The organism is Streptomyces sp. NEAU-sy36, assembly GCF_013423905.1.
GTDB classification, from domain to species: Bacteria; Actinomycetota; Actinomycetes; order Streptomycetales; family Streptomycetaceae; genus Streptomyces; species Streptomyces misionensis.
The window spans coordinates 8,152,381-8,169,696 of the sequence record NZ_CP058977.1; the positions used below are offsets into that span (position 1 = coordinate 8,152,381).

Here is a 17,316-nt window from a genome sequence, read left to right on the forward strand (position 1 = left end):
TCAAACGATCTACCACCATACGCACCTACTCCCCCCGAAGGCAAACCGATCCCCGCTCCGGACGGCTCGCATCCATGTGCGTCGGGTCACACCCGCGCCCGCGCGGCGGGCCGGGGCGCGGGCTCGCGCTGCACGAGCTGCGGGCCCGGATCCTCGTGCGCCGACGAGGACGGCTCGGCCGAGGGCGGCTCCGTGTCGGGCGGGGGCGGGGTGGTGGCCGGCGGCTCGGGCGGGGCGGAGGTGGGCCCCGGGGTCGGCCGGCCCCCGGTCGGCGCCTGCGGGGTCCCGGGGCTCTTGCGGGGCTTCGCGGAAGGGGCGGGGGCGCTGTCGGCGCCGGAGGCGCCGGCCGACGCCGAGGCCGCCTCCCCCGGCTTGTGCCGGCCGCCGTGCCCCTGCCTGCCGTCGCCCTCCGTCTCGACGCGTCCGGGGCCGGCCAGGCCGTCCGCCGCCGGGCCGCCGACCGCCGCCGCGGCGGGACCGCCGGACCGTCCGGCCGGGCGCGAGGGGGTGGTCCGGCCGCCGGGGTCGGCCACGCTCACACACCCGGCGGCGAGCGAGACGGCCAGCGCCGTGACGACCAGTCGGGCAGGTACGTACAAGGGGCGCACGGCGGCCACCTCCGGGAAAGGAAAGGAGTCAACCTCCCCAACTCCCGCCACCCGCAGGAGGACACGCGCCGCGTACGCATCAACTCCGCGGCCGGTCGGTCGGGTCGGCCGCGGCCGGTCAGCCGTAGCCGAGCGCGTGCAGCCGGGCGTCGTCGATGCCGAAGTGGTGGGCGATCTCGTGCACCACGGTCACCTCGGTCTCCGCGACGACGTCCTCGCGCGTGTCGCACATCCGCAGCGTCGGCACCCGGTAGACCGTGATCCGGTCCGGCAGCACCCCGGCGTACCACTCGCCCCGTTCGGTCAGCGGGGTGCCCTCGTACAGGCCGAGCAGGTCGGGGTCGCCGGCGGGCGGTTCGTCCTCCACGAAGACCGCCACGTTGTCCATGAGCCGCGTCAGCTCCGGGGGGATCCGGTCGAGCGCCTCGGCGACCAGTTCCTCGAACTCCTCGCGCGTCATCTCCAGCACAGGGCCATTGTCCGGCACGGGAGGGCCCGAAGGGCCGTACGAGGGCGGCGGGCCCCCGGCATATCCGCCCCCGCACATGGGCATACGGGACCAATGGTCCGCGTCCCCTTCGCAGCCCGCTTCCGCCGCCGTCACCACCCGCTCCCCGATCTGGAACTCGCCGCCCGCCCCCGGCCGTGGCTCGGCGCCCTCGGCCTCACCGGAGTCGTGCTGGTCGGCGCCTGGCTGGGACTGCTGGTCGTCGGCAACGTACGGACCCCGGTCGGCCCGATGAACACCACGATGGCGCTGCGTCCGTCCCTGTCCGGCGGCACGAAGATCAACGTGTCCCCGCTGGGCGCGCTCACCCTGGACAGCCATGTGGCGCCGGTGCGCCTGGACGTGAACGTCGACCAGCTGGACCCGCTGCGCTCGCAGGAACTGGTCGACCATCCGGAGCGGTTCTCCGGGCTCCAGGGCGAGGTGGTGCACGACGTCGAGCACGGCACGCTCGACCTCGCCGTGCGCTCCGGTGTGGCGGTGGTCGCCGGTGCCGGGCTCCTCGGCCTCGCCGTCTACCGGCGTCCGCGGCGCGCGCTCGCGGCCGGCGGGCTGGCCCTGACGCTGCTGGCCGCCTCGGGCGTGTCGGCGTACGCCACCTGGAACCCGAAGTCGGTGATGGAGCCGAGGTTCTCCGGGCTGCTGTCCTCGGCGCCGTCGGTGATCGGCAACGCGCGCAGCATCGTCACGGGATTCGACGTCTACCAGAAGGAGTTGGCGCGCCTGGTGACGAACGTGACCAAGCTCTACGACGTCACCTCCACACTGCCCGCCTACCAGCCGGACCCCTCCACCATCCGGGTCCTGCACGTGTCGGACATCCACCTCAACCCGGCGAGCTGGAAGATCATCGCCTCGCTGGTGAAGCAGTACAAGGTGAACGTGATCGTGGACTCCGGCGACACGATGGACCACGGCACGGCGGCGGAGAACGGCTTCCTGGACCCGGTCGCGGACCTCGGCGTGCCGTACGTCTGGGTGCGGGGCAACCACGACTCCCGGACCACCCAGGGCTATCTGGAGCGCATGAGGAACGTGCGGGTGCTGGACGACGGGCACGCGGTGACCGCGGGCGGTCTGCGCTTCGCGGGGACGGGCGATCCGCAGTTCACCCCGGACCGCGCGGTGGTGCCGGGCGGGGACGCGGCCGAGCGGCTGGCGGGCGACCGGCTGGCCAGCGCGCTGCGCTCGCAGCGGGCGGCGGGCACGCCGGTGGACGTGGCGATCGCGCACGAGCCGGCGGCGGCGCGGGAGACGGACGGGGAGGTGCCGCTGGTGCTGTGCGGGCACCTGCACCACGAGGGCTACGAGAAGCTGCCGTACGGGACGCGGCTGCGGATGGAGGGCTCGACCGGGGGCAGCGGGCTGCGCGCGGTGGAGGGGAAGTACCCGGCGCCGATCGAGGCCTCGGTGCTCTACTTCGACCGCGACACCCACCGGCTCCAGGCGTGGGACGCGATCGAGCTGGGCGGACTGGGACTGACGACGGCCGAGGTCAGCCGCCATCTGGCCGATGACAACCATCCCGGCGCGAGCCCCGGTGCGAGCCCCGGAGCGAGGCCTTCGGGGACGACCGCGCCCGGTCGGCCGTAAACCGTTTTGGCGATCCCCCTCGCCATCCCATATGCTTCTCACGTCCCCGACGCGCTGCGAAGCGCCCAGGCGGGCCGATAGCCCTCATCGTCTAGCGGCCTAGGACGCCGCCCTTTCAAGGCGGTAGCACGGGTTCGAATCCCGTTGGGGGCACGCAGAACCGTGTGCGACACTGTTGCACACAAACAGCTTGGTCCTGTGGAGCAGTTTGGAGTGCTCGCCACCCTGTCAAGGTGGAGGCCGCGGGTTCAAATCCCGTCAGGACCGCTGAGGTTTCACGTGAAACCTCGTGGCTGGGTAGCTCAGTTGGTACGAGCGTCCGCCTGAAAAGCGGAAGGTCGCCGGTTCGACCCCGGCCCCAGCCACAGCCAGAAGGCCCCGTTCGACGAACGGGGCCTTCTTCGTATGGCGGCGTCGCACTACACGGTCGGGGGGACCATGAGCGGTACCGAGATCGAGCTGGAGCAGGACAAGGCGAAGTACGGGCTGCTGGCGGTGAGCGTCAGCAACGTCGCGATCGTCGTGGTGGCGGTCGTCGGGGTCTGGCGGTTGCACGGGGACACCTCGGTGATCGTCGGCATCCTCACCGCCGCGTTCACCGCGGTCAGCAGTATGACCACCGCCTATCTCGGGATCAAGGCCGTCTCCAACACCGCGCGGTCCATGACCCTGGGGAGCGCGCCGGTCCAGCAGGCCGCCCCCGCGCCCATGGCGCCCTCCCCCGCCCCCGCCCCCGCCGTACCCAGTCCTGCCGCGCCGGTCGAGCCCCTGTCCTAGGCCGGTTCCGCCGGGCGGCCGCCCGGGTGGCGGTGGCGCCAGATCAGGAAGACCGCGCAGCCGAGGACCGACCAGCCCGCCAGCACCAGGAACGGGAAGGCGTGCTGGTCGCCCCGGAAGTACACCGCGGTGTGCTGGGCGTTCACCGAGGCGCCGGGCGGCAGCCAGCGGCCGATCGTGCCCAGCGGCGACGGCAGCAGGGGCCAGGACACCGCACCGCCGGACGACGGATTGCCCAGCAGCACCATCAGGCCCCAGGTGGGCAGCATCGCCCACCGCCCGAACAGGGTGTTGAACATCGTGAAGACCATGCCGGACGTGAACATGGTCAGCGCGAGGATCAGCCACGACTCCAAGAACGGCAGCCGCAGCGCGTGCAGCCACCAGTCCACCACCGCCGCGATCGTGAACCCGCCGAGCAGGGCGTAGGCGACGGTGAACGCGATGCGCTCCATCGGGTTCAGCGCCTTCGCGTGCACGCTCAGCTGGATCGCCCCGATGAAGCCGATCACCACGGCCGCGAGCGAGATGTAGAAGATCGCCAGCCCGCGCGGGTCGCCCTGCTGAAGCGGCTTGAGATCGCGCAGCACCACCGGCGTGCCGGTCGCCCTGCTCACGCTCGCCGCCGCCTGACCGAGCACCTGCGCGACGGTCGCGCCGGACGCCGCCGACACGTTCAGCGTGATCGGCCCGCCGTGCGCGGGGGCGTCCACCACCGCGAAGACGCGCTGCTGCTCCACGGCCCGCACCGCCGCCGCCCGGCTGTCGTACGGGTGCATCTTCAGCGAGGCGGAGAGGGCCCGCTCCATGCCCGCGATGAAGCGGCGGGCCGGCGGCTGGTCGTAGGCGCCGGTCACCGCCGTGGGGATGCTGTGCGGGGTCGGGTTCGCCATCGCGTAGGTGTAGGAGCCGGCGAAGAGGCCGGCCGCGGCGGAGATGAGCAGGAGCAGGACCGTGGCGGGAAGGAACGGGGACCGTTTGAATGCCGTCCAGCGCGAATCGGACATAGGGGAACTTTGACATCTCGCCGTGAGGGTCGCCCGTTCATCGCGGAGCGCGGGTCGCGCGCGCCCCGGCCCGCCGTCCGGGGCCCCTCCGCTCCGCCCGGCGTCAATTCGGTCGCCTCTGTTTCGGCCGAGGTGAGATCCTGGATCGCGTATGTCTACGCATCCAGCCCCCGCCCTCGGCACCCTCGCCCCCCGCCTGACCGAGCTGTCGCTGCGCGACGCGCACCGGATCGGGCGGCGGCTCGAGGGCGCGCGCAAGATCCGTAAGCCGGAGGCCCGCGCCGCCGTCCTCGCCGAGATCGAGGGCGAGATCGACAAGGCAGCGGGCCGGATGGCCGAGCGGCGCGTGCGCGTGCCTGCCGTCAGCTATCCCGAGCAGCTGCCCGTCAGCCAGAAGAAGGACGAGATCGCGGCTGCCATCCGCGATCACCAGGTCGTCATCGTGGCCGGTGAGACCGGGTCCGGCAAGACGACCCAGATCCCCAAGATCTGTCTCGAACTCGGCCGTGGCGTGCGCGGCATGATCGGGCACACCCAGCCCCGCCGGATCGCCGCCCGCACCGTCGCCGAGCGGGTCGCGGAGGAGCTGCGGACGCCGCTCGGCGAGGCCGTCGGCTGGAAGGTGCGCTTCACCGACCAGGTGAACCCGGACGCCACCTTCATCAAGCTGATGACCGACGGCATCCTGCTCGCCGAGATCCAGACCGACCGCGAGCTGCGCGCCTACGACACGATCATCATCGACGAGGCCCACGAGCGGTCCCTCAACATCGACTTCCTGCTGGGCTACCTCGCCCAGCTGCTGCCCAAGCGGCCGGACCTCAAGGTCGTCATCACCTCGGCGACCATCGACCCCGAGCGCTTCTCCCGGCACTTCGGCGACGCCCCGATCATCGAGGTGAGCGGCCGGACCTACCCGGTCGAGGTGCGCTACCGCCCGCTGCTGGAGGCGGACTCCGAGGACGCCGACCGGGACCAGATCACCGCGATCTGCGACGCGGTCGAGGAGCTCCAGGCCGAGGGCAAGGGCGACATCCTCGTCTTCCTCTCCGGCGAGCGGGAGATCCGCGACACCGCGGACGCGCTGGAGAAGAAGAAGTACCGGTTCACCGAAGTGCTGCCGCTGTACGCCCGGCTGTCGCACGCCGAGCAGCACCGGGTCTTCCAGCCGCACACCGGGCGCCGGATCGTGCTGGCCACGAACGTCGCCGAGACCTCCCTGACCGTCCCGGGCATCAAGTACGTCATCGACCCCGGCTTCGCCCGGATCAGCCGCTACAGCCATCGCACCAAGGTGCAGCGGCTGCCCATCGAACCGGTCTCCCAGGCCAGCGCCAACCAGCGCAAGGGCCGCTGCGGCCGTACCTCCGACGGCATCTGCATCCGGCTGTACAGCGAGGACGACTTCCTCGCCCGGCCGGAGTTCACCGACGCGGAGATCCTGCGCACCAACCTGGCCTCCGTCATCCTCCAGATGACCGCGGCCGGGCTCGGCGACATCGAGAAGTTCCCCTTCATCGACCCGCCGGACCACCGCAACATCCGCGACGGCGTGCAGCTGCTCCAGGAACTCGGCGCGATCGACCCCGCCGAGAAGGACCCGCGCAAGCGGCTCACCGACACCGGCCGCAAGCTGGCCCAGCTGCCCGTGGACCCGCGGCTGGCCCGGATGGTGCTGGAGGCGGACAAGAACGGCTGTGTCCGCGAGGTCATGGTGATCGCGGCCGCGCTGTCCATCCAGGACCCGCGCGAGCGCCCGGCCGACAAGCAGGCCCAGGCCGACCAGCTGCACGCCCGCTTCAAGGACGAGACCAGCGATTTCCTCGCCTACCTGAACCTGTGGCGCTACATCCGCGAACAGCAGAAGGAGCGCGGCTCCAGCTCGTTCCGGCGGATGTGCAAGCAGGAGTACCTGAACTTCCTGCGCATCCGCGAGTGGCAGGACATCTACACCCAGCTGCGCACGGTCGCCAAGCAGATGGGAATCCACCTCGACGAGAAGGACGCCCCCGCCGACCGCGTGCACGTCTCCCTGCTCGCCGGCCTCCTCTCGCACGTCGGGATGAAGGACGTGCGCGAGGGCAACAAGAACGAGTACCTGGGCGCCCGCAACGCCAAGTTCGCGATCTTCCCGGGCTCGGCGCTGTTCCGGAAGCAGCCCAAGTTCGTGATGTCGGCCGAGCTGGTGGAGACCAGCCGGCTGTGGGCGCGGGTCAACGCGAAGATCGAACCCGAGTGGGTCGAACCGCTCGCCGGGCACCTGCTGAAGCGCACGTACAGCGAACCGCACTGGGAGAAGGACCAGGCGGCCGTGATGGCGTACGAGAAGGTCACGCTGTACGGCGTGCCCATCGTCGCCCAGCGCAAGGTGAACTACGGCCGCATCGACCCCGAGGTCTCCCGCGAGCTGTTCATCCGCAACGCGCTGGTGGAGGGCGACTGGCGCACCCACCACAAGTTCTTCGCCGACAACCGCAAGCTCCTCAGCGAGGTCGAGGAGCTGGAGCACCGGGCGCGGCGCCGCGACATCGTGGTGGACGACGAGACGCTGTACGACTTCTACGACCAGCGGGTGCCCGAACACGTCGTCTCCGGCGCCCACTTCGACTCCTGGTGGAAGCACAAGCGGCACGAGCAGCCCGACTACCTGGACTTCGAGCGGGAGATGCTGATCCGGGAGTCGGCGGAGGCGGTCACCAAGGCCGACTACCCGGACTCCTGGCGGCAGGGCGCGCTGAAGTTCCGGGTCACCTACCAGTTCGAGCCGGGCGCGGACGCCGACGGCGTGACCGTGCACATCCCGCTCCAGGTCCTCAACCAGGTCACCGACGAGGGCTTCGACTGGCAGATCCCGGGCCTGCGGGAAGAGGTCGTGACGGAGCTGATCCGCTCGCTGCCCAAGCCGGTCCGGCGCAACTACGTGCCCGCGCCGAACTACGCGAAGGCCTTCCTGGAGAAGGCGGTCCCGCTCCAGGAACCGCTGACCGTGACGATGGCCCGTGAGCTCAAGCGGATGGTCGGCGTGCCCTTCGAGGCGGAGGACTTCGACTGGTCCAAGGTCCCCGACCACCTGCGGATCACCTTCCGGATCGTCGACGAGCGGCGCCGCAAGCTGGCCGAGGACAAGGACCTGGAGGCGCTGAAGCTCCGGCTGAAGCCGAAGGCGCGCAAGGCCCTCTCCCAGGCCGCCGCCGCGACCGCGTCCCGTGAGGGCGGCCCCGCGCTGGAGCGCACGGGCCTGACCGACTGGACGATCGGCCGGCTGAGCCGGGTCTTCGAGACGCGGCGGGCCGGCCAGCCGGTCAAGGCGTACCCGGCGCTGGTGGACGACGGCGACACGGTCTCCGTGCGGCTCTTCGACACGGAGGCCGAGCAGGCGGAGGCCATGTGGAAGGGCACCCGGCGGCTGATCCTGCGCAACATCCCGGTGAACCCCGCCAAGTTCGCGTCCGAGAAGCTCAGCAACCAGCAGAAGCTGGGGCTGTCCGCGAACCCGCACGGCTCCGTCCAGGCCCTGTTCGACGACTGCGCGATGGCCGCGGCCGACAAGCTGATCGCGGACTTCGGGGGGCCGGCGTGGGACGAGGAGTCGTACCGGAAGCTGTACGACAGGGTGCGCGCGGAGATCGTGGACACCACGGTGCGCACGGTCGGCCAGGTCCAGCAGGTGCTGGCCGCCTGGGGGGCCTGTGAGCGGCGTCTGAAGGCCGTACGGAGCCCCGCGCTGCTCGCCAACCTCACGGACGTCCGCAAGCAGCTGGACGCCCTGGTGAAGCCGGGCTTCGTCACCTGGGCGGGGATACGGCGGCTGCCCGACCTGATGCGGTACCTGGTGGCCGTGGACCGGCGGCTCCAGCAGATGCCGACGAACGTCCAGCGGGACACCACCCGCATGGAGAAGGTCCACGAGATGCAGGACGAGTACGCCTGGCTGCTGGAGCAGCTCCCGCAGGGGCGGCCCGTGCCGCAGCAGGTCCTGGACATCCGCTGGATGCTGGAGGAACTGCGGGTCAGCTATTTCGCCCACGCGCTGGGCACGGCGTACCCGATCTCCGACAAGCGGATCGTGAAGGCGATCGACGCCGCCGCGCCGTGACCGGATGGTCACAGGAGGTGAGTTCGACCTGGCGGCCCCACCTCCTGTACAGTCCTTCTCGCAGCGCAACGCAGCAAGCGGAGCGCGGCGACATCTGGTCCTGTGGAGCAGTTTGGAGTGCTCGCCACCCTGTCAAGGTGGAGGCCGCGGGTTCAAATCCCGTCAGGACCGCATAGCGAAAGGGCCCCCTCGCGAGGGGGCCCTTTCGTCGTTCCCGAGGCGCGTCCGGCACCCTTGACGGCTGCGCCTTCCCTCGGTACCCAGATGACAGCACCCGGGTTCGGGAGGTGGGCGATGGGGGCATCGGTCAGGCATGAGACACGGGCACTGCTGAGGGCGCACCTCGCGGCCGCGTCGTCGTACCGCCACCTCACCCGTCACTGTCCCGTCTGCCACCATCTGCTGCGGCTGGCGATGGACTCGGGGCCCAGGCCCCGGGACAAGGACGAACGGCCCTCCGTGACATGACGCAGGACGGCCCCAACTCCCGTGCGCGCAGGGGAGACTGGAAGCGGCGCTTCCATTAGCGCACGGATGCCCGAGGCAACAAGTGGCCCGCGATGTGACGGGTGTCACCGCATGAGTTTTGGGATCGGCGGTACTTACACCCGCCCTACAACCGGTCAATTTAATATGTGCAATTGCACCGGCCCCCGGGGCGCCTCTCCGGCGCCCGCAGGGAGCCCCCGCCCCGCCCCCGACCAGCGCACAAAACAGATCGCGCTGGACTCGGCGGAGTCCAGCGCGATCGACGACGCACCCTGTGTCGCTTGCCTACAACGTGTTCTTCGGCCCGGGCGTGGGGCCTGTTGGGGCAGGTCCCGCGTCGCTTGGAGCTAGGGTTTCGGGCGGCTCGGCGGGTTGGGGGGCCTGCCGGTTCGCCCTGTTTTCAGTTGTTCCGCCTGCTCGGTCAGGCCTCGCTGCGCTGCTGCGGGATGCCCGCGAGCAGGGCGCGGACCTCGGCCTCGCGGTAACGGCGGTGCCCGCCGAGCGTGCGGATCGACGTGAGCTTGCCGGCCTTCGCCCACCGCGTGACCGTCTTGGGGTCGACGCGGAACATGGTGGCGACCTCAGCCGGGGTCAGCAGCGGCTCGGCATCAGGGGTGCGAGCGGTCATGAGCGGCCTCCTCGGGAGAACCGAACCTTCTCGGTTCTTTCCTCTAAATTCTGCACCTTGACCCGCGTTGCCCGAAATGGCGGACGCGAGTCGAGTCGGTTATAGGACGAACGGCTTGTCCTCGGCACTACAACTACACCATCTGTCCAGCCCGGTCGGCCAAACCGATGGAATTGCCCTCCCAGGTGTTCATCAGCGACGGAAGCCGATGGACCATGCCATAGCGGACAGTCACGCCACTGTGACGATCAGTCACAGGACGATCAGGAGGCATCAGACCCCCCAAAGCGTGCAATGCTGAGATTCCGCCCATAGTGCACCACAGCTGGACGGAAGGAACCCTCCCCGGACTCCTTGTCCTATTTTGGCACGAGGAGGGGCAAGAGGCGCAAGGGGCCCTGTACGTGCGGTCCATCACCCTTCGGCCATTCTGGACGCAAACGCCCGGATCGGGACCGACATCCCGTCAGCTGGGTGAAGTGCGCTTGACCGTACGCCGTCCAACGCCCTCTCAGCTGTGGCGCAGGTCACGTTCTGCGTGTTTCTGTTGAAACGTCAGTTCGCCGAACGCCGGTCCCGCACCGCACGCCACCGCTCCACGAGCCGCGCGTACGCCTCCCCGGCCGCTTCCCCGTCGCCCCGGCGCAGCGCGTCGATGCCCGCGGCCACGTCCGCCGCCGAGTGGTCGTCCTCCAGCTCGCCCGCCGGCAGGACGTGCACCAGACCGCCGTAGTCCAGCTCGACCAGGGAGCGCGGGTGGAACTCCTCCAGCCAGCGGCCGACGTCCACCAGTCCGTCGGTCAGCGGCCCCTCCGCCACGGTCTCCCGCAGCGTGCGCAGCGCCCGCGCCACCCGGCGCCGGGCCTGCACCATGGGGGTGCGGTAGCGCAGCGCCGGGGACACCTCGGCGGTCCCCTTGTCATACCGCCGTTCCTCGTCCGCGACCAGCACGAACCAGTTCAGCGGCACCTGCCAGGTCGCCGTGCGGATCCAGGGGCGCGCGTCGGGGTTGCGGGCGAGCCAGCGCTCGTAGTCCAGCGCCGCCTGCCGGCGCACCACCGGGGGCAGCACCGCGTCCAGCACCGGCGGGGGCAGCTCGTCGCCGAGGTCCTCCAGCGCCTGCCAGCCGCGCAGCCGGGTCCGCCAAGGGCACACGCACACGACCCCGTCGACCTCCAGGACGAAGGCGTCGCCGCTCTCCTGCACCGGCACCGCGACCGGCGGCGTGGGCACCAAGTCCGCCAGCGAGCGCCGCAGTTCGTCCTGGTAGGAGGGGCGCTCGGCGCGGCGGGCGTAACGCGCCCAGTGGTCGCGCTCCGGCTCCGGGAAGGCGCCCAGCGGCTCGTACACGCGCAGATAGGCGGCATAGGGGACGACCACGGAGGACACCTTCGGCACGCCTGCTCCCTCCCCATCGGACCCGGCTCGAAACACTGCAAATCGTGCCACGGTCAGGCGACCGCGGCGGGCCCGTGCGAGTGATCCTGAACACTGCGCGGACGGTGGTCGGGTCGAGGCTCTACGCTCATGCCACCAGCACCCGCCACCCATACGGGAGCTGCTCCCCACTCGCCGCTAGTACACAGGAGTCACCACAGTGACCGACGTAACCGGCGCGCCTGTCGATGTCCTGCACACCCTGTTCCAATCGGAGCAGGGGGGCCATGAACAGGTCGTGCTCTGCCAGGACCGCGCCACCGGCCTCAAGGCCGTGATCGCCCTCCACTCCACCGCCCTGGGCCCGGCCCTCGGCGGCACCCGCTTCTACCCGTACGCCACCGAGGCCGAGGCCGTCGCCGACGCCCTCAACCTCGCGCGCGGGATGTCGTACAAGAACGCCATGGCCGGCCTGGACCACGGCGGCGGCAAGGCCGTGATCATCGGCGACCCCGAGCGGGACAAGACCGAGGAGCTGCTGCTCGCCTACGGCCGGATGGTGGCTTCCCTCGGCGGGCGCTACGTCACCGCCTGCGACGTCGGCACCTACGTGGCCGACATGGACGTCATCGCCCGCGAGTGCCGCTGGACCACCGGCCGCTCGCCCGAGAACGGCGGCGCCGGCGACTCCTCGGTGCTCACCTCGTTCGGCGTCTACCAGAGCATGCGCGCCTGCGCCCAGCACCTGTGGGGCGACCCGGTGCTGCGCGGCCGCAAGGTCGGTGTCGCCGGTGTCGGCAAGGTCGGCCACCACCTGGTGCGCCACCTCCTCGACGAGGGCGCCGAGGTCGTGATCACCGACGTCCGCCCGGACGCCGTGCAGCGGATCCTCGACCAGTACGAGGGCGTGACCGCGGTCGCCGACACCGACGCGCTGATCCGCGTCGAGGGCCTGGACATCTACGCGCCGTGCGCGCTCGGTGGCGCCCTGAACGACGAGACCGTGCCGGTGCTCACCGCCAAGGTGGTGTGCGGTGCCGCCAACAACCAGCTCGCCCACCCGGGCGTGGAGAAGGACCTCGCCGACCGCGGGATCCTCTACGCGCCGGACTACGTGGTGAACGCGGGCGGGGTCATCCAGGTGGCCGACGAGCTGCACGGCTTCGACTTCCAGCGGTGCAAGGCGAAGGCGTCGAGAATCTTCGACACCACGCTGGCCATATTCGCACGTGCGAAGGAAGACGGGATTCCGCCGGCCGCGGCGGCCGACCGGATCGCCGAGCAGCGGATGGCCGAGGCACGCGCCGCGCACACCGGACACTGATTCGTTCGCACAAATGAGCGGTACCCGTCGGCGGCAACTTAGAGAGAACTCTCACTTCCACCGGCGGGTCGTTCCCCGATAAGTGGTTAAAATCGCCACTGACCAGCGAGGACGGGGCGCCTCGAAGGTCCTGTGCACACGCGCGTGCTGCGGGCGACGTACCGTATGGGCGCGGGCTCAGGTACCGTGGAAGCCCTACGGACCGGCCTCTCCGAGGAGAGTCCGTTCCAGATCATGAACGCGTGTCAGACTCTGGGGCCGTCGAGCCCCGTCACCGAGGGGGTCGAGCCATGGGGCGCGGCCGGGCCAAGGCCAAGCAGACAAAGGTCGCCCGCCAGCTGAAGTACAACAGCGGTGGGACTGACCTTTCACGTCTGGCCAGTGAACTGGGCGCATCAACTTCGAGCCAGCCGCCGAACGGCGAGCCGTTCGAGGACGATGACAATGACGAGGACGACCTCTACTCCCGTTACGCCGACCTCTACGAGGACGACGACGACGAGGACGACGGTCCCTCACAACACCGTCGCGGCGCTTGACCTTGCACTGAGCACCAGTCCGGTCGGTGGCACAGCCACCGACCGGCTTCTGTGCTATCCGCGCGGGGGTCCCGCGGGCGCCACCCCGTAGGGGTCAGCCCGCGTAGTCCCCCACCAGCTCGGCGCCACTGTCCTTGTCGCCGCGCTCGGTGATCTCGCCGGCCACCCAGGCGTCGACACCCCGGTCGGCCAGGGTCGCGAGGGCCACCTCGGTGGACTCCGCCGGGACGATCGCCATCATGCCGACGCCCATGTTGAGCGTCTTCTCCAGCTCCAGGCGGGCCACGTCCCCGGTCCGGCCGACCAGGTCGAAGATCGCACCGGGGGTCCAGGTGGCGCGGTCGACCACGGCGTGCAGCCCGTCCGGGATGACCCGGGCCAGGTTGGCCGCGAGCCCGCCGCCGGTGATGTGGCTGAAGGCGTGCACCTCGGCGGTGCGCGTCAGGGCCAGGCAGTCCAGCGAGTAGATCTTGGTGGGCTCCAGCAGCTCCTCGCCGAGGGTGCGGCCCAGCTCGGCCACCTCCGACTCCAGGGCCAGGCCCGCCGTGTTCAGCAGGACGTGGCGGACCAGGGAGTACCCGTTCGAGTGAAGACCGGAGGACGCCATCGCGATCACGGCGTCACCCTCGCGGATACGGTCCGCGCCGAGCAGCCGGTCGGCCTCCACGACGCCCGTACCGGCGCCCGCGACGTCGAAGTCGTCCTCGCCGAGCAGACCCGGGTGTTCGGCCGTCTCGCCGCCGACCAGGGCGCACCCGGCCAGCACACAGCCCTCCGCGATGCCCTTGACGATGGCGGCGACGCGCTCGGGGTGGACCTTGCCGACGCAGATGTAGTCGGTCATGAACAGCGGCTCGGCGCCGCACACCACGATGTCGTCCATCACCATGGCGACCAGGTCGTGGCCGATGGTGTCGTAGACGCCCATGCGGCGGGCGATGTCCACCTTGGTGCCCACGCCGTCCGTGGCAGAGGCCAGCAGGGGCCGCTCGTAGCGCTTGAGGGCGGAGGCGTCGAAGAGCCCGGCGAAGCCGCCGAGGCCGCCCAGCACCTCGGGGCGCCGGGTCTTCTTCACCCACTCCTTCATCAGCTCGACGGCGCGGTCGCCCGCCTCGATGTCGACGCCCGCCGCTGCGTAGCTGGCACCAGTTGTCTCAGACATGACTGTGAGAGCTTTCGTGTCGTACTGCGGGGGTGTTACGGGCGGCGGATCGCGTCGGCCGCGGCCGTTTCGGCCGGACCGGCCGCCAGCTCGGTCTCCAGCAGCTGCTTGCCGAGCAGCTCCGGGTCCGGCAGTTCCATCGGGTACTCGCCGTCGAAGCAGGCGCGGCACAGGTTCGGCTTCGCGATGGTGGTCGCGTCGATCATGCCGTCGATGGAGATGTAGGCGAGCGAGTCGGCGCCGAGGCTGGTGCCGATCTCGTCGATCGTCATGCCGTTGGCGATCAGCTCCGCGCGGGTCGCGAAGTCGATGCCGAAGAAGCAGGGCCACTTCACGGGCGGCGAGGAGATCCGGATGTGCACCTCGGCCGCGCCCGCCTCGCGGAGCATGCGGACCAGGGCGCGCTGGGTGTTGCCGCGCACGATCGAGTCGTCCACGACGACCAGGCGCTTGCCCTTGATGACTTCCTTGAGCGGGTTCAGCTTCAGCCGGATGCCCAGCTGGCGGATGGTCTGCGAGGGCTGGATGAAGGTGCGGCCCACGTAGGCGTTCTTCACCAGACCGGCGCCGAAGGGGATGCCGGAGGCCTCCGCGTAGCCGATGGCGGCCGGGGTGCCCGACTCCGGGGTCGCTATCACCAGATCGGCCTCGACCGGGGCCTCCTTGGCGAGCCGGCGGCCCATCTCCACGCGGGAGAGGTACACGTTCCGGCCGGCGATGTCGGTGTCCGGGCGGGCCAGGTACACGTACTCGAAGACACAGCCCTTGGGCTTTGCTTCCGCGAACCGAGAGCTGCGCAGACCGTTCTCGTCGATGGCGACGAACTCGCCCGGCTCGATCTCCCGGACGAAGCTGGCGCCCACGATGTCGAGGGCGGCGGTCTCGGAGGCGACCACCCAGCCGCGCTCCAGACGGCCGAGGACCAGCGGGCGGATGCCCTGGGGGTCACGGCCGGCGTAGAGGGTGTGCTCGTCCATGAAGACGAGCGAGAAGGCGCCCCGGATCTTCGGGAGGACCTGCTGGGCGGCCTCCTCGATGGTCAGCGGCTTGCCGTCCTCGTCGACCTGGGCGGCCAGCAGGGCCGTCAGCAGGTCGGTGTCGTTGGTGGCCGCGACCCGGGTGGAGCGGCTGTTGTTGTCGTTCGGCAGTTCGGCGACCATCTCGGCGAGCTGGGCCGTGTTGACCAGGTTGCCGTTGTGGCCGAGCGCGATCGAGCCGTGCGCGGTGGCGCGGAACGTCGGCTGGGCGTTCTCCCACACGGAGGCGCCGGTGGTCGAGTAGCGGGCGTGACCGACCGCGATATGACCCTGGAGCGAACCGAGAGAGGTCTCGTCGAAGACCTGGGAGACCAGGCCCATGTCCTTGAAGACGAGGATCTGGGAGCCATTGCTGACCGCGATTCCCGCGGATTCCTGACCCCGGTGCTGGAGGGCGTAGAGCCCGAAGTACGTGAGCTTTGCGACCTCTTCACCCGGAGCCCAGACACCGAAGACGCCACACGCGTCCTGGGGGCCTTTCTCACCGGGGAGCAGGTCGTGATTGAGTCGACCGTCACCACGTGGCACAGCACCGAGTGTAGGCGAGGTCGACCACTGGTCCGAATTGGGGATACGCGGTCGTAACGGGCGGGTGGTTTACCGATCAGGTTGTCGCTTTCCGCGTTTACGCAGGTCAGCGGGTTTTTACCGGCGAACGGCGGGGCGTCGGGCGGGCGGGCGCACCCGATGCCCGGGCGGTTTGGCCGTATGCGTGAGTGAGGTGTCGCACATCATTCGGGTGTGCTGCGGGTGAGGTTCACGCGGTCGCCGTGACTGGTGGTGAGCGTGAGCTTGCCGTCCTCGCTCGTCCCGGTGAGCGTCCGGCCGCCCAGCAGGCCGGCCAGCGTCCGTTCGAAGGCCATCCGGGCGCTGTCACAGGCCATTTTGGTGGTGCGCAGCGCCCCGAAGCCGATGCGGTCGTCGTGCAGGGTGACAGGGGCGCTGAAGGCGTTGCAGCCGAGGTTGCCGGCGGCCGTTCCGGCCGTCCCCGCGGCGGCGTCGATGCGCAGGCGGGCGGCGGCCGGGGCCGGGCGGGTCGTCCCGTCGCTGGTGACGCTCACGATCCGCCACTCGACGCCGGTCAGGGGTTCGTCGACACTCACGGACCCACTCTGCGCCGGGGTGGCCCCGCAGGCCACCAGCAGGGGGAAAAGTACGGAGACCGCAGCTGCTTTGTACCGTTTCATACCGCTTGGACGGCGGACCGTCCGGGGCGGTTCCCTCAGCTCATGACCGGCAGCAGCGCCCCGATGTCGGCACGCTCCCCGCCGGCGCTGACCTTGGCCTCGTCCAGCGCGTCCCGCCAGGCCAGACGGCCGGTGGCGAGCCGCACCCAGGTCAGCGGATCGGTCTCCACCACGTTGGGCGGGGTGCCCCGGGTGTGCCGGGGCCCCTCGACGCACTGCACCACGGCGTACGGCGGCACCCGCACCTCAGTGGAACCACCGGGCGCCTTCACCGCGAGGGCGTCCGCGAGCAGCCGGGTGGTGGCGGCCAGCGCCTGCCGGTCGAACGGCACGTCGAGGCCCGGTACGGCCGCGTTCAGGTCGTCGGTGTGGACGACGAGTTCCACGGCGCGGGTGACCAGGTAGTCGTCCAGCCGGAGGACGCCCGCGTTGGTCGGCAGCGGCCGGGTGCCGGGCTGCTCGGCGAGCAGGGCGCGCAGGGCGGCGTCGATGTCCGCGAGATAGGCGTCGAGGTCGGGGTGTTCGGCCGTGAGGTCCCGGGTGAAGGCGTCGATGGCCGCGGCGTCGGCGGCGGTGGCGAAGGGCCAGTCGAGCAGCACGGCGTCCGCCGTGGCCGGCTCGGGCAGCGCCACCGCGCGGTGCAGGGCGGTCACCGCCATCCCGATGTGCACCACCAACTCCCGCACCGTCCACCCGTCGAGCCGCGTGGGCAGCGCCAACTGCTCGTCGTCCAGCCGCCGTACGGCGTCCCGCACGGCCTCGAACTGACCGAGCACGGCGGCACGGGTGCGGGCGGGGTCGTAGGCGCGGGCACGTTTCCTGGCGGGAGGCATGGGGCGAGCCTATGCGCTCGGGGAGACGGCGCGAAGGCTCCCGCCGGCCCACCCGGGCGGGTGACGGGCAGCGGGACTCGGGACACCGGCCGGCGGGACCCGCATGAGAAGCCGGCCGTGTACGGCCGGCCGGGGATCCGGCCGTCTCGAG

At 70.7% G+C, this 17,316-nt stretch carries 15 protein-coding genes and 4 tRNA genes; 10 read left to right on the top strand and 9 right to left on the bottom strand.

Annotation, left to right across the window (positions count from 1 at the left end; translation table 11 throughout):
- Positions 1 to 86: 86 nt before the first annotated feature.
- Positions 87 to 608: a hypothetical protein gene (locus HZZ00_RS35880; RefSeq protein WP_180330191.1), complete on the bottom strand. Its 522-nt coding sequence runs from the start codon at positions 606 to 608 to the stop codon at positions 87 to 89.
- Positions 609 to 726: 118 nt separating this feature from the next.
- Positions 727 to 1,077, bottom strand: a complete 351-nt coding sequence (locus tag HZZ00_RS35885; protein WP_070028684.1) for a metallopeptidase family protein — start codon at positions 1,075 to 1,077, stop codon at positions 727 to 729.
- A 93-nt stretch (positions 1,078 to 1,170) separates the two neighbouring features.
- Here HZZ00_RS35885 and HZZ00_RS35890 point away from each other — a divergent pair, with 93 nt between their 5' ends.
- From HZZ00_RS35890 to HZZ00_RS35910, 5 genes are all read left to right on the top strand, one after another.
- Positions 1,171 to 2,709, top strand: a complete 1,539-nt coding sequence (locus HZZ00_RS35890; RefSeq protein ID WP_180330192.1) for a metallophosphoesterase — start codon at positions 1,171 to 1,173, stop codon at positions 2,707 to 2,709.
- An 80-nt stretch (positions 2,710 to 2,789) separates the two neighbouring features.
- Positions 2,790 to 2,862 (top strand) — tRNA-Glu (locus HZZ00_RS35895).
- Between the two features lie 39 nt (positions 2,863 to 2,901).
- A tRNA-Asp gene (locus HZZ00_RS35900) sits at positions 2,902 to 2,976 on the top strand.
- A 24-nt stretch (positions 2,977 to 3,000) separates the two neighbouring features.
- Positions 3,001 to 3,074 (top strand) — tRNA-Phe (locus HZZ00_RS35905).
- Between the two features lie 73 nt (positions 3,075 to 3,147).
- The gene (locus tag HZZ00_RS35910) at positions 3,148 to 3,486 is read left to right on the top strand and encodes a hypothetical protein (RefSeq protein WP_219013983.1); all 339 of its coding nucleotides are present in this window, start codon (positions 3,148 to 3,150) and stop codon (positions 3,484 to 3,486) included.
- Here the strand turns inward: HZZ00_RS35910 and HZZ00_RS35915 are convergent.
- On the bottom strand, positions 3,483 to 4,493 hold the full coding sequence (locus HZZ00_RS35915; protein ID WP_180330193.1) for an ABC transporter permease: 1,011 nt from the start codon (positions 4,491 to 4,493) through the stop codon (positions 3,483 to 3,485). The genes HZZ00_RS35910 and HZZ00_RS35915 overlap by 4 nt on opposite strands.
- A gap of 151 nt (positions 4,494 to 4,644) precedes the next feature.
- Between HZZ00_RS35915 and hrpA the strand changes: the two genes are divergently transcribed.
- The 3 genes from hrpA to HZZ00_RS38950 all read left to right on the top strand — a co-directional run bounded on the left by hrpA (position 4,645) and on the right by HZZ00_RS38950 (position 9,057).
- Positions 4,645 to 8,589, top strand: a complete 3,945-nt coding sequence (gene hrpA, locus HZZ00_RS35920; protein ID WP_180330194.1) for an ATP-dependent RNA helicase HrpA — start codon at positions 4,645 to 4,647, stop codon at positions 8,587 to 8,589.
- A 96-nt stretch (positions 8,590 to 8,685) separates the two neighbouring features.
- A tRNA-Asp gene (locus HZZ00_RS35925) sits at positions 8,686 to 8,760 on the top strand.
- A 123-nt stretch (positions 8,761 to 8,883) separates the two neighbouring features.
- Positions 8,884 to 9,057: a DUF6274 family protein gene (locus HZZ00_RS38950; protein WP_257585565.1), complete on the top strand. Its 174-nt coding sequence runs from the start codon at positions 8,884 to 8,886 to the stop codon at positions 9,055 to 9,057.
- 442 nt (positions 9,058 to 9,499) lie between these two features.
- On the opposite strand, the gene bldC is transcribed toward HZZ00_RS38950, so the two are convergent.
- Together bldC and HZZ00_RS35935 are read right to left on the bottom strand one after the other, a co-directional pair.
- On the bottom strand, positions 9,500 to 9,706 hold the full coding sequence (gene bldC, locus HZZ00_RS35930; RefSeq protein WP_003949541.1) for a developmental transcriptional regulator BldC: 207 nt from the start codon (positions 9,704 to 9,706) through the stop codon (positions 9,500 to 9,502).
- Positions 9,707 to 10,261: 555 nt separating this feature from the next.
- A complete protein-coding gene (locus tag HZZ00_RS35935; protein ID WP_180330195.1) occupies positions 10,262 to 11,104 on the bottom strand; it encodes a hypothetical protein in 843 nt (280 codons plus the stop codon).
- A gap of 199 nt (positions 11,105 to 11,303) precedes the next feature.
- On the opposite strand from HZZ00_RS35935, the gene HZZ00_RS35940 reads away from it, so the two are divergent.
- Entirely contained in the window at positions 11,304 to 12,407 is a 1,104-nt protein-coding gene (locus tag HZZ00_RS35940) for a Glu/Leu/Phe/Val dehydrogenase dimerization domain-containing protein (protein ID WP_180330196.1), read from the top strand.
- Between the two features lie 290 nt (positions 12,408 to 12,697).
- Positions 12,698 to 12,946 carry a DUF3073 domain-containing protein gene (locus tag HZZ00_RS35945; RefSeq protein ID WP_180330197.1) on the top strand — a complete coding sequence of 83 codons (249 nt, stop codon included), beginning with the start codon at positions 12,698 to 12,700 and terminating at the stop codon, positions 12,944 to 12,946.
- Between the two features lie 94 nt (positions 12,947 to 13,040).
- Here HZZ00_RS35945 and purM read toward each other — a convergent pair whose 3' ends face one another.
- The 4 genes from purM to HZZ00_RS35965 all read right to left on the bottom strand — a co-directional run bounded on the left by purM (position 13,041) and on the right by HZZ00_RS35965 (position 17,165).
- Positions 13,041 to 14,108 carry a phosphoribosylformylglycinamidine cyclo-ligase gene (purM, locus tag HZZ00_RS35950; RefSeq protein WP_070028677.1) on the bottom strand — a complete coding sequence of 356 codons (1,068 nt, stop codon included), beginning with the start codon at positions 14,106 to 14,108 and terminating at the stop codon, positions 13,041 to 13,043.
- Positions 14,109 to 14,143: 35 nt separating this feature from the next.
- Complete coding sequence (gene purF, locus HZZ00_RS35955) at positions 14,144 to 15,673, bottom strand: amidophosphoribosyltransferase (RefSeq protein WP_070028676.1); 1,530 nt, start codon at positions 15,671 to 15,673, stop codon at positions 14,144 to 14,146.
- A gap of 203 nt (positions 15,674 to 15,876) precedes the next feature.
- A complete protein-coding gene (locus tag HZZ00_RS35960; RefSeq protein ID WP_257585566.1) occupies positions 15,877 to 16,248 on the bottom strand; it encodes an META domain-containing protein in 372 nt (123 codons plus the stop codon).
- A 119-nt stretch (positions 16,249 to 16,367) separates the two neighbouring features.
- Entirely contained in the window at positions 16,368 to 17,165 is a 798-nt protein-coding gene (locus HZZ00_RS35965) for a maleylpyruvate isomerase family mycothiol-dependent enzyme (protein WP_180330199.1), read from the bottom strand.
- Positions 17,166 to 17,316 lie beyond the last annotated feature (151 nt).

Bases quoted from the DNA above. Each gene is read 5' to 3' on its own strand.
- HZZ00_RS35890 (WP_180330192.1), top strand. From the start codon at position 1,171: ATGGTCCGCGTCCCCTTCGCAGCCCGCTTCCGCCGCCGTCACCACCCG.
- HZZ00_RS35910 (WP_219013983.1), top strand. From the start codon at position 3,148: ATGAGCGGTACCGAGATCGAGCTGGAGCAGGACAAGGCGAAGTACGGG.
- HZZ00_RS35915 (WP_180330193.1), bottom strand. From the start codon at position 4,493: ATGTCCGATTCGCGCTGGACGGCATTCAAACGGTCCCCGTTCCTTCCC.
- hrpA (WP_180330194.1), top strand. From the start codon at position 4,645: ATGTCTACGCATCCAGCCCCCGCCCTCGGCACCCTCGCCCCCCGCCTG.
- HZZ00_RS38950 (WP_257585565.1), top strand. From the start codon at position 8,884: ATGGGGGCATCGGTCAGGCATGAGACACGGGCACTGCTGAGGGCGCAC.
- bldC (WP_003949541.1), bottom strand. From the start codon at position 9,706: ATGACCGCTCGCACCCCTGATGCCGAGCCGCTGCTGACCCCGGCTGAG.
- HZZ00_RS35945 (WP_180330197.1), top strand. From the start codon at position 12,698: ATGGGGCGCGGCCGGGCCAAGGCCAAGCAGACAAAGGTCGCCCGCCAG.
- purM (WP_070028677.1), bottom strand. From the start codon at position 14,108: ATGTCTGAGACAACTGGTGCCAGCTACGCAGCGGCGGGCGTCGACATC.
- HZZ00_RS35965 (WP_180330199.1), bottom strand. From the start codon at position 17,165: ATGCCTCCCGCCAGGAAACGTGCCCGCGCCTACGACCCCGCCCGCACC.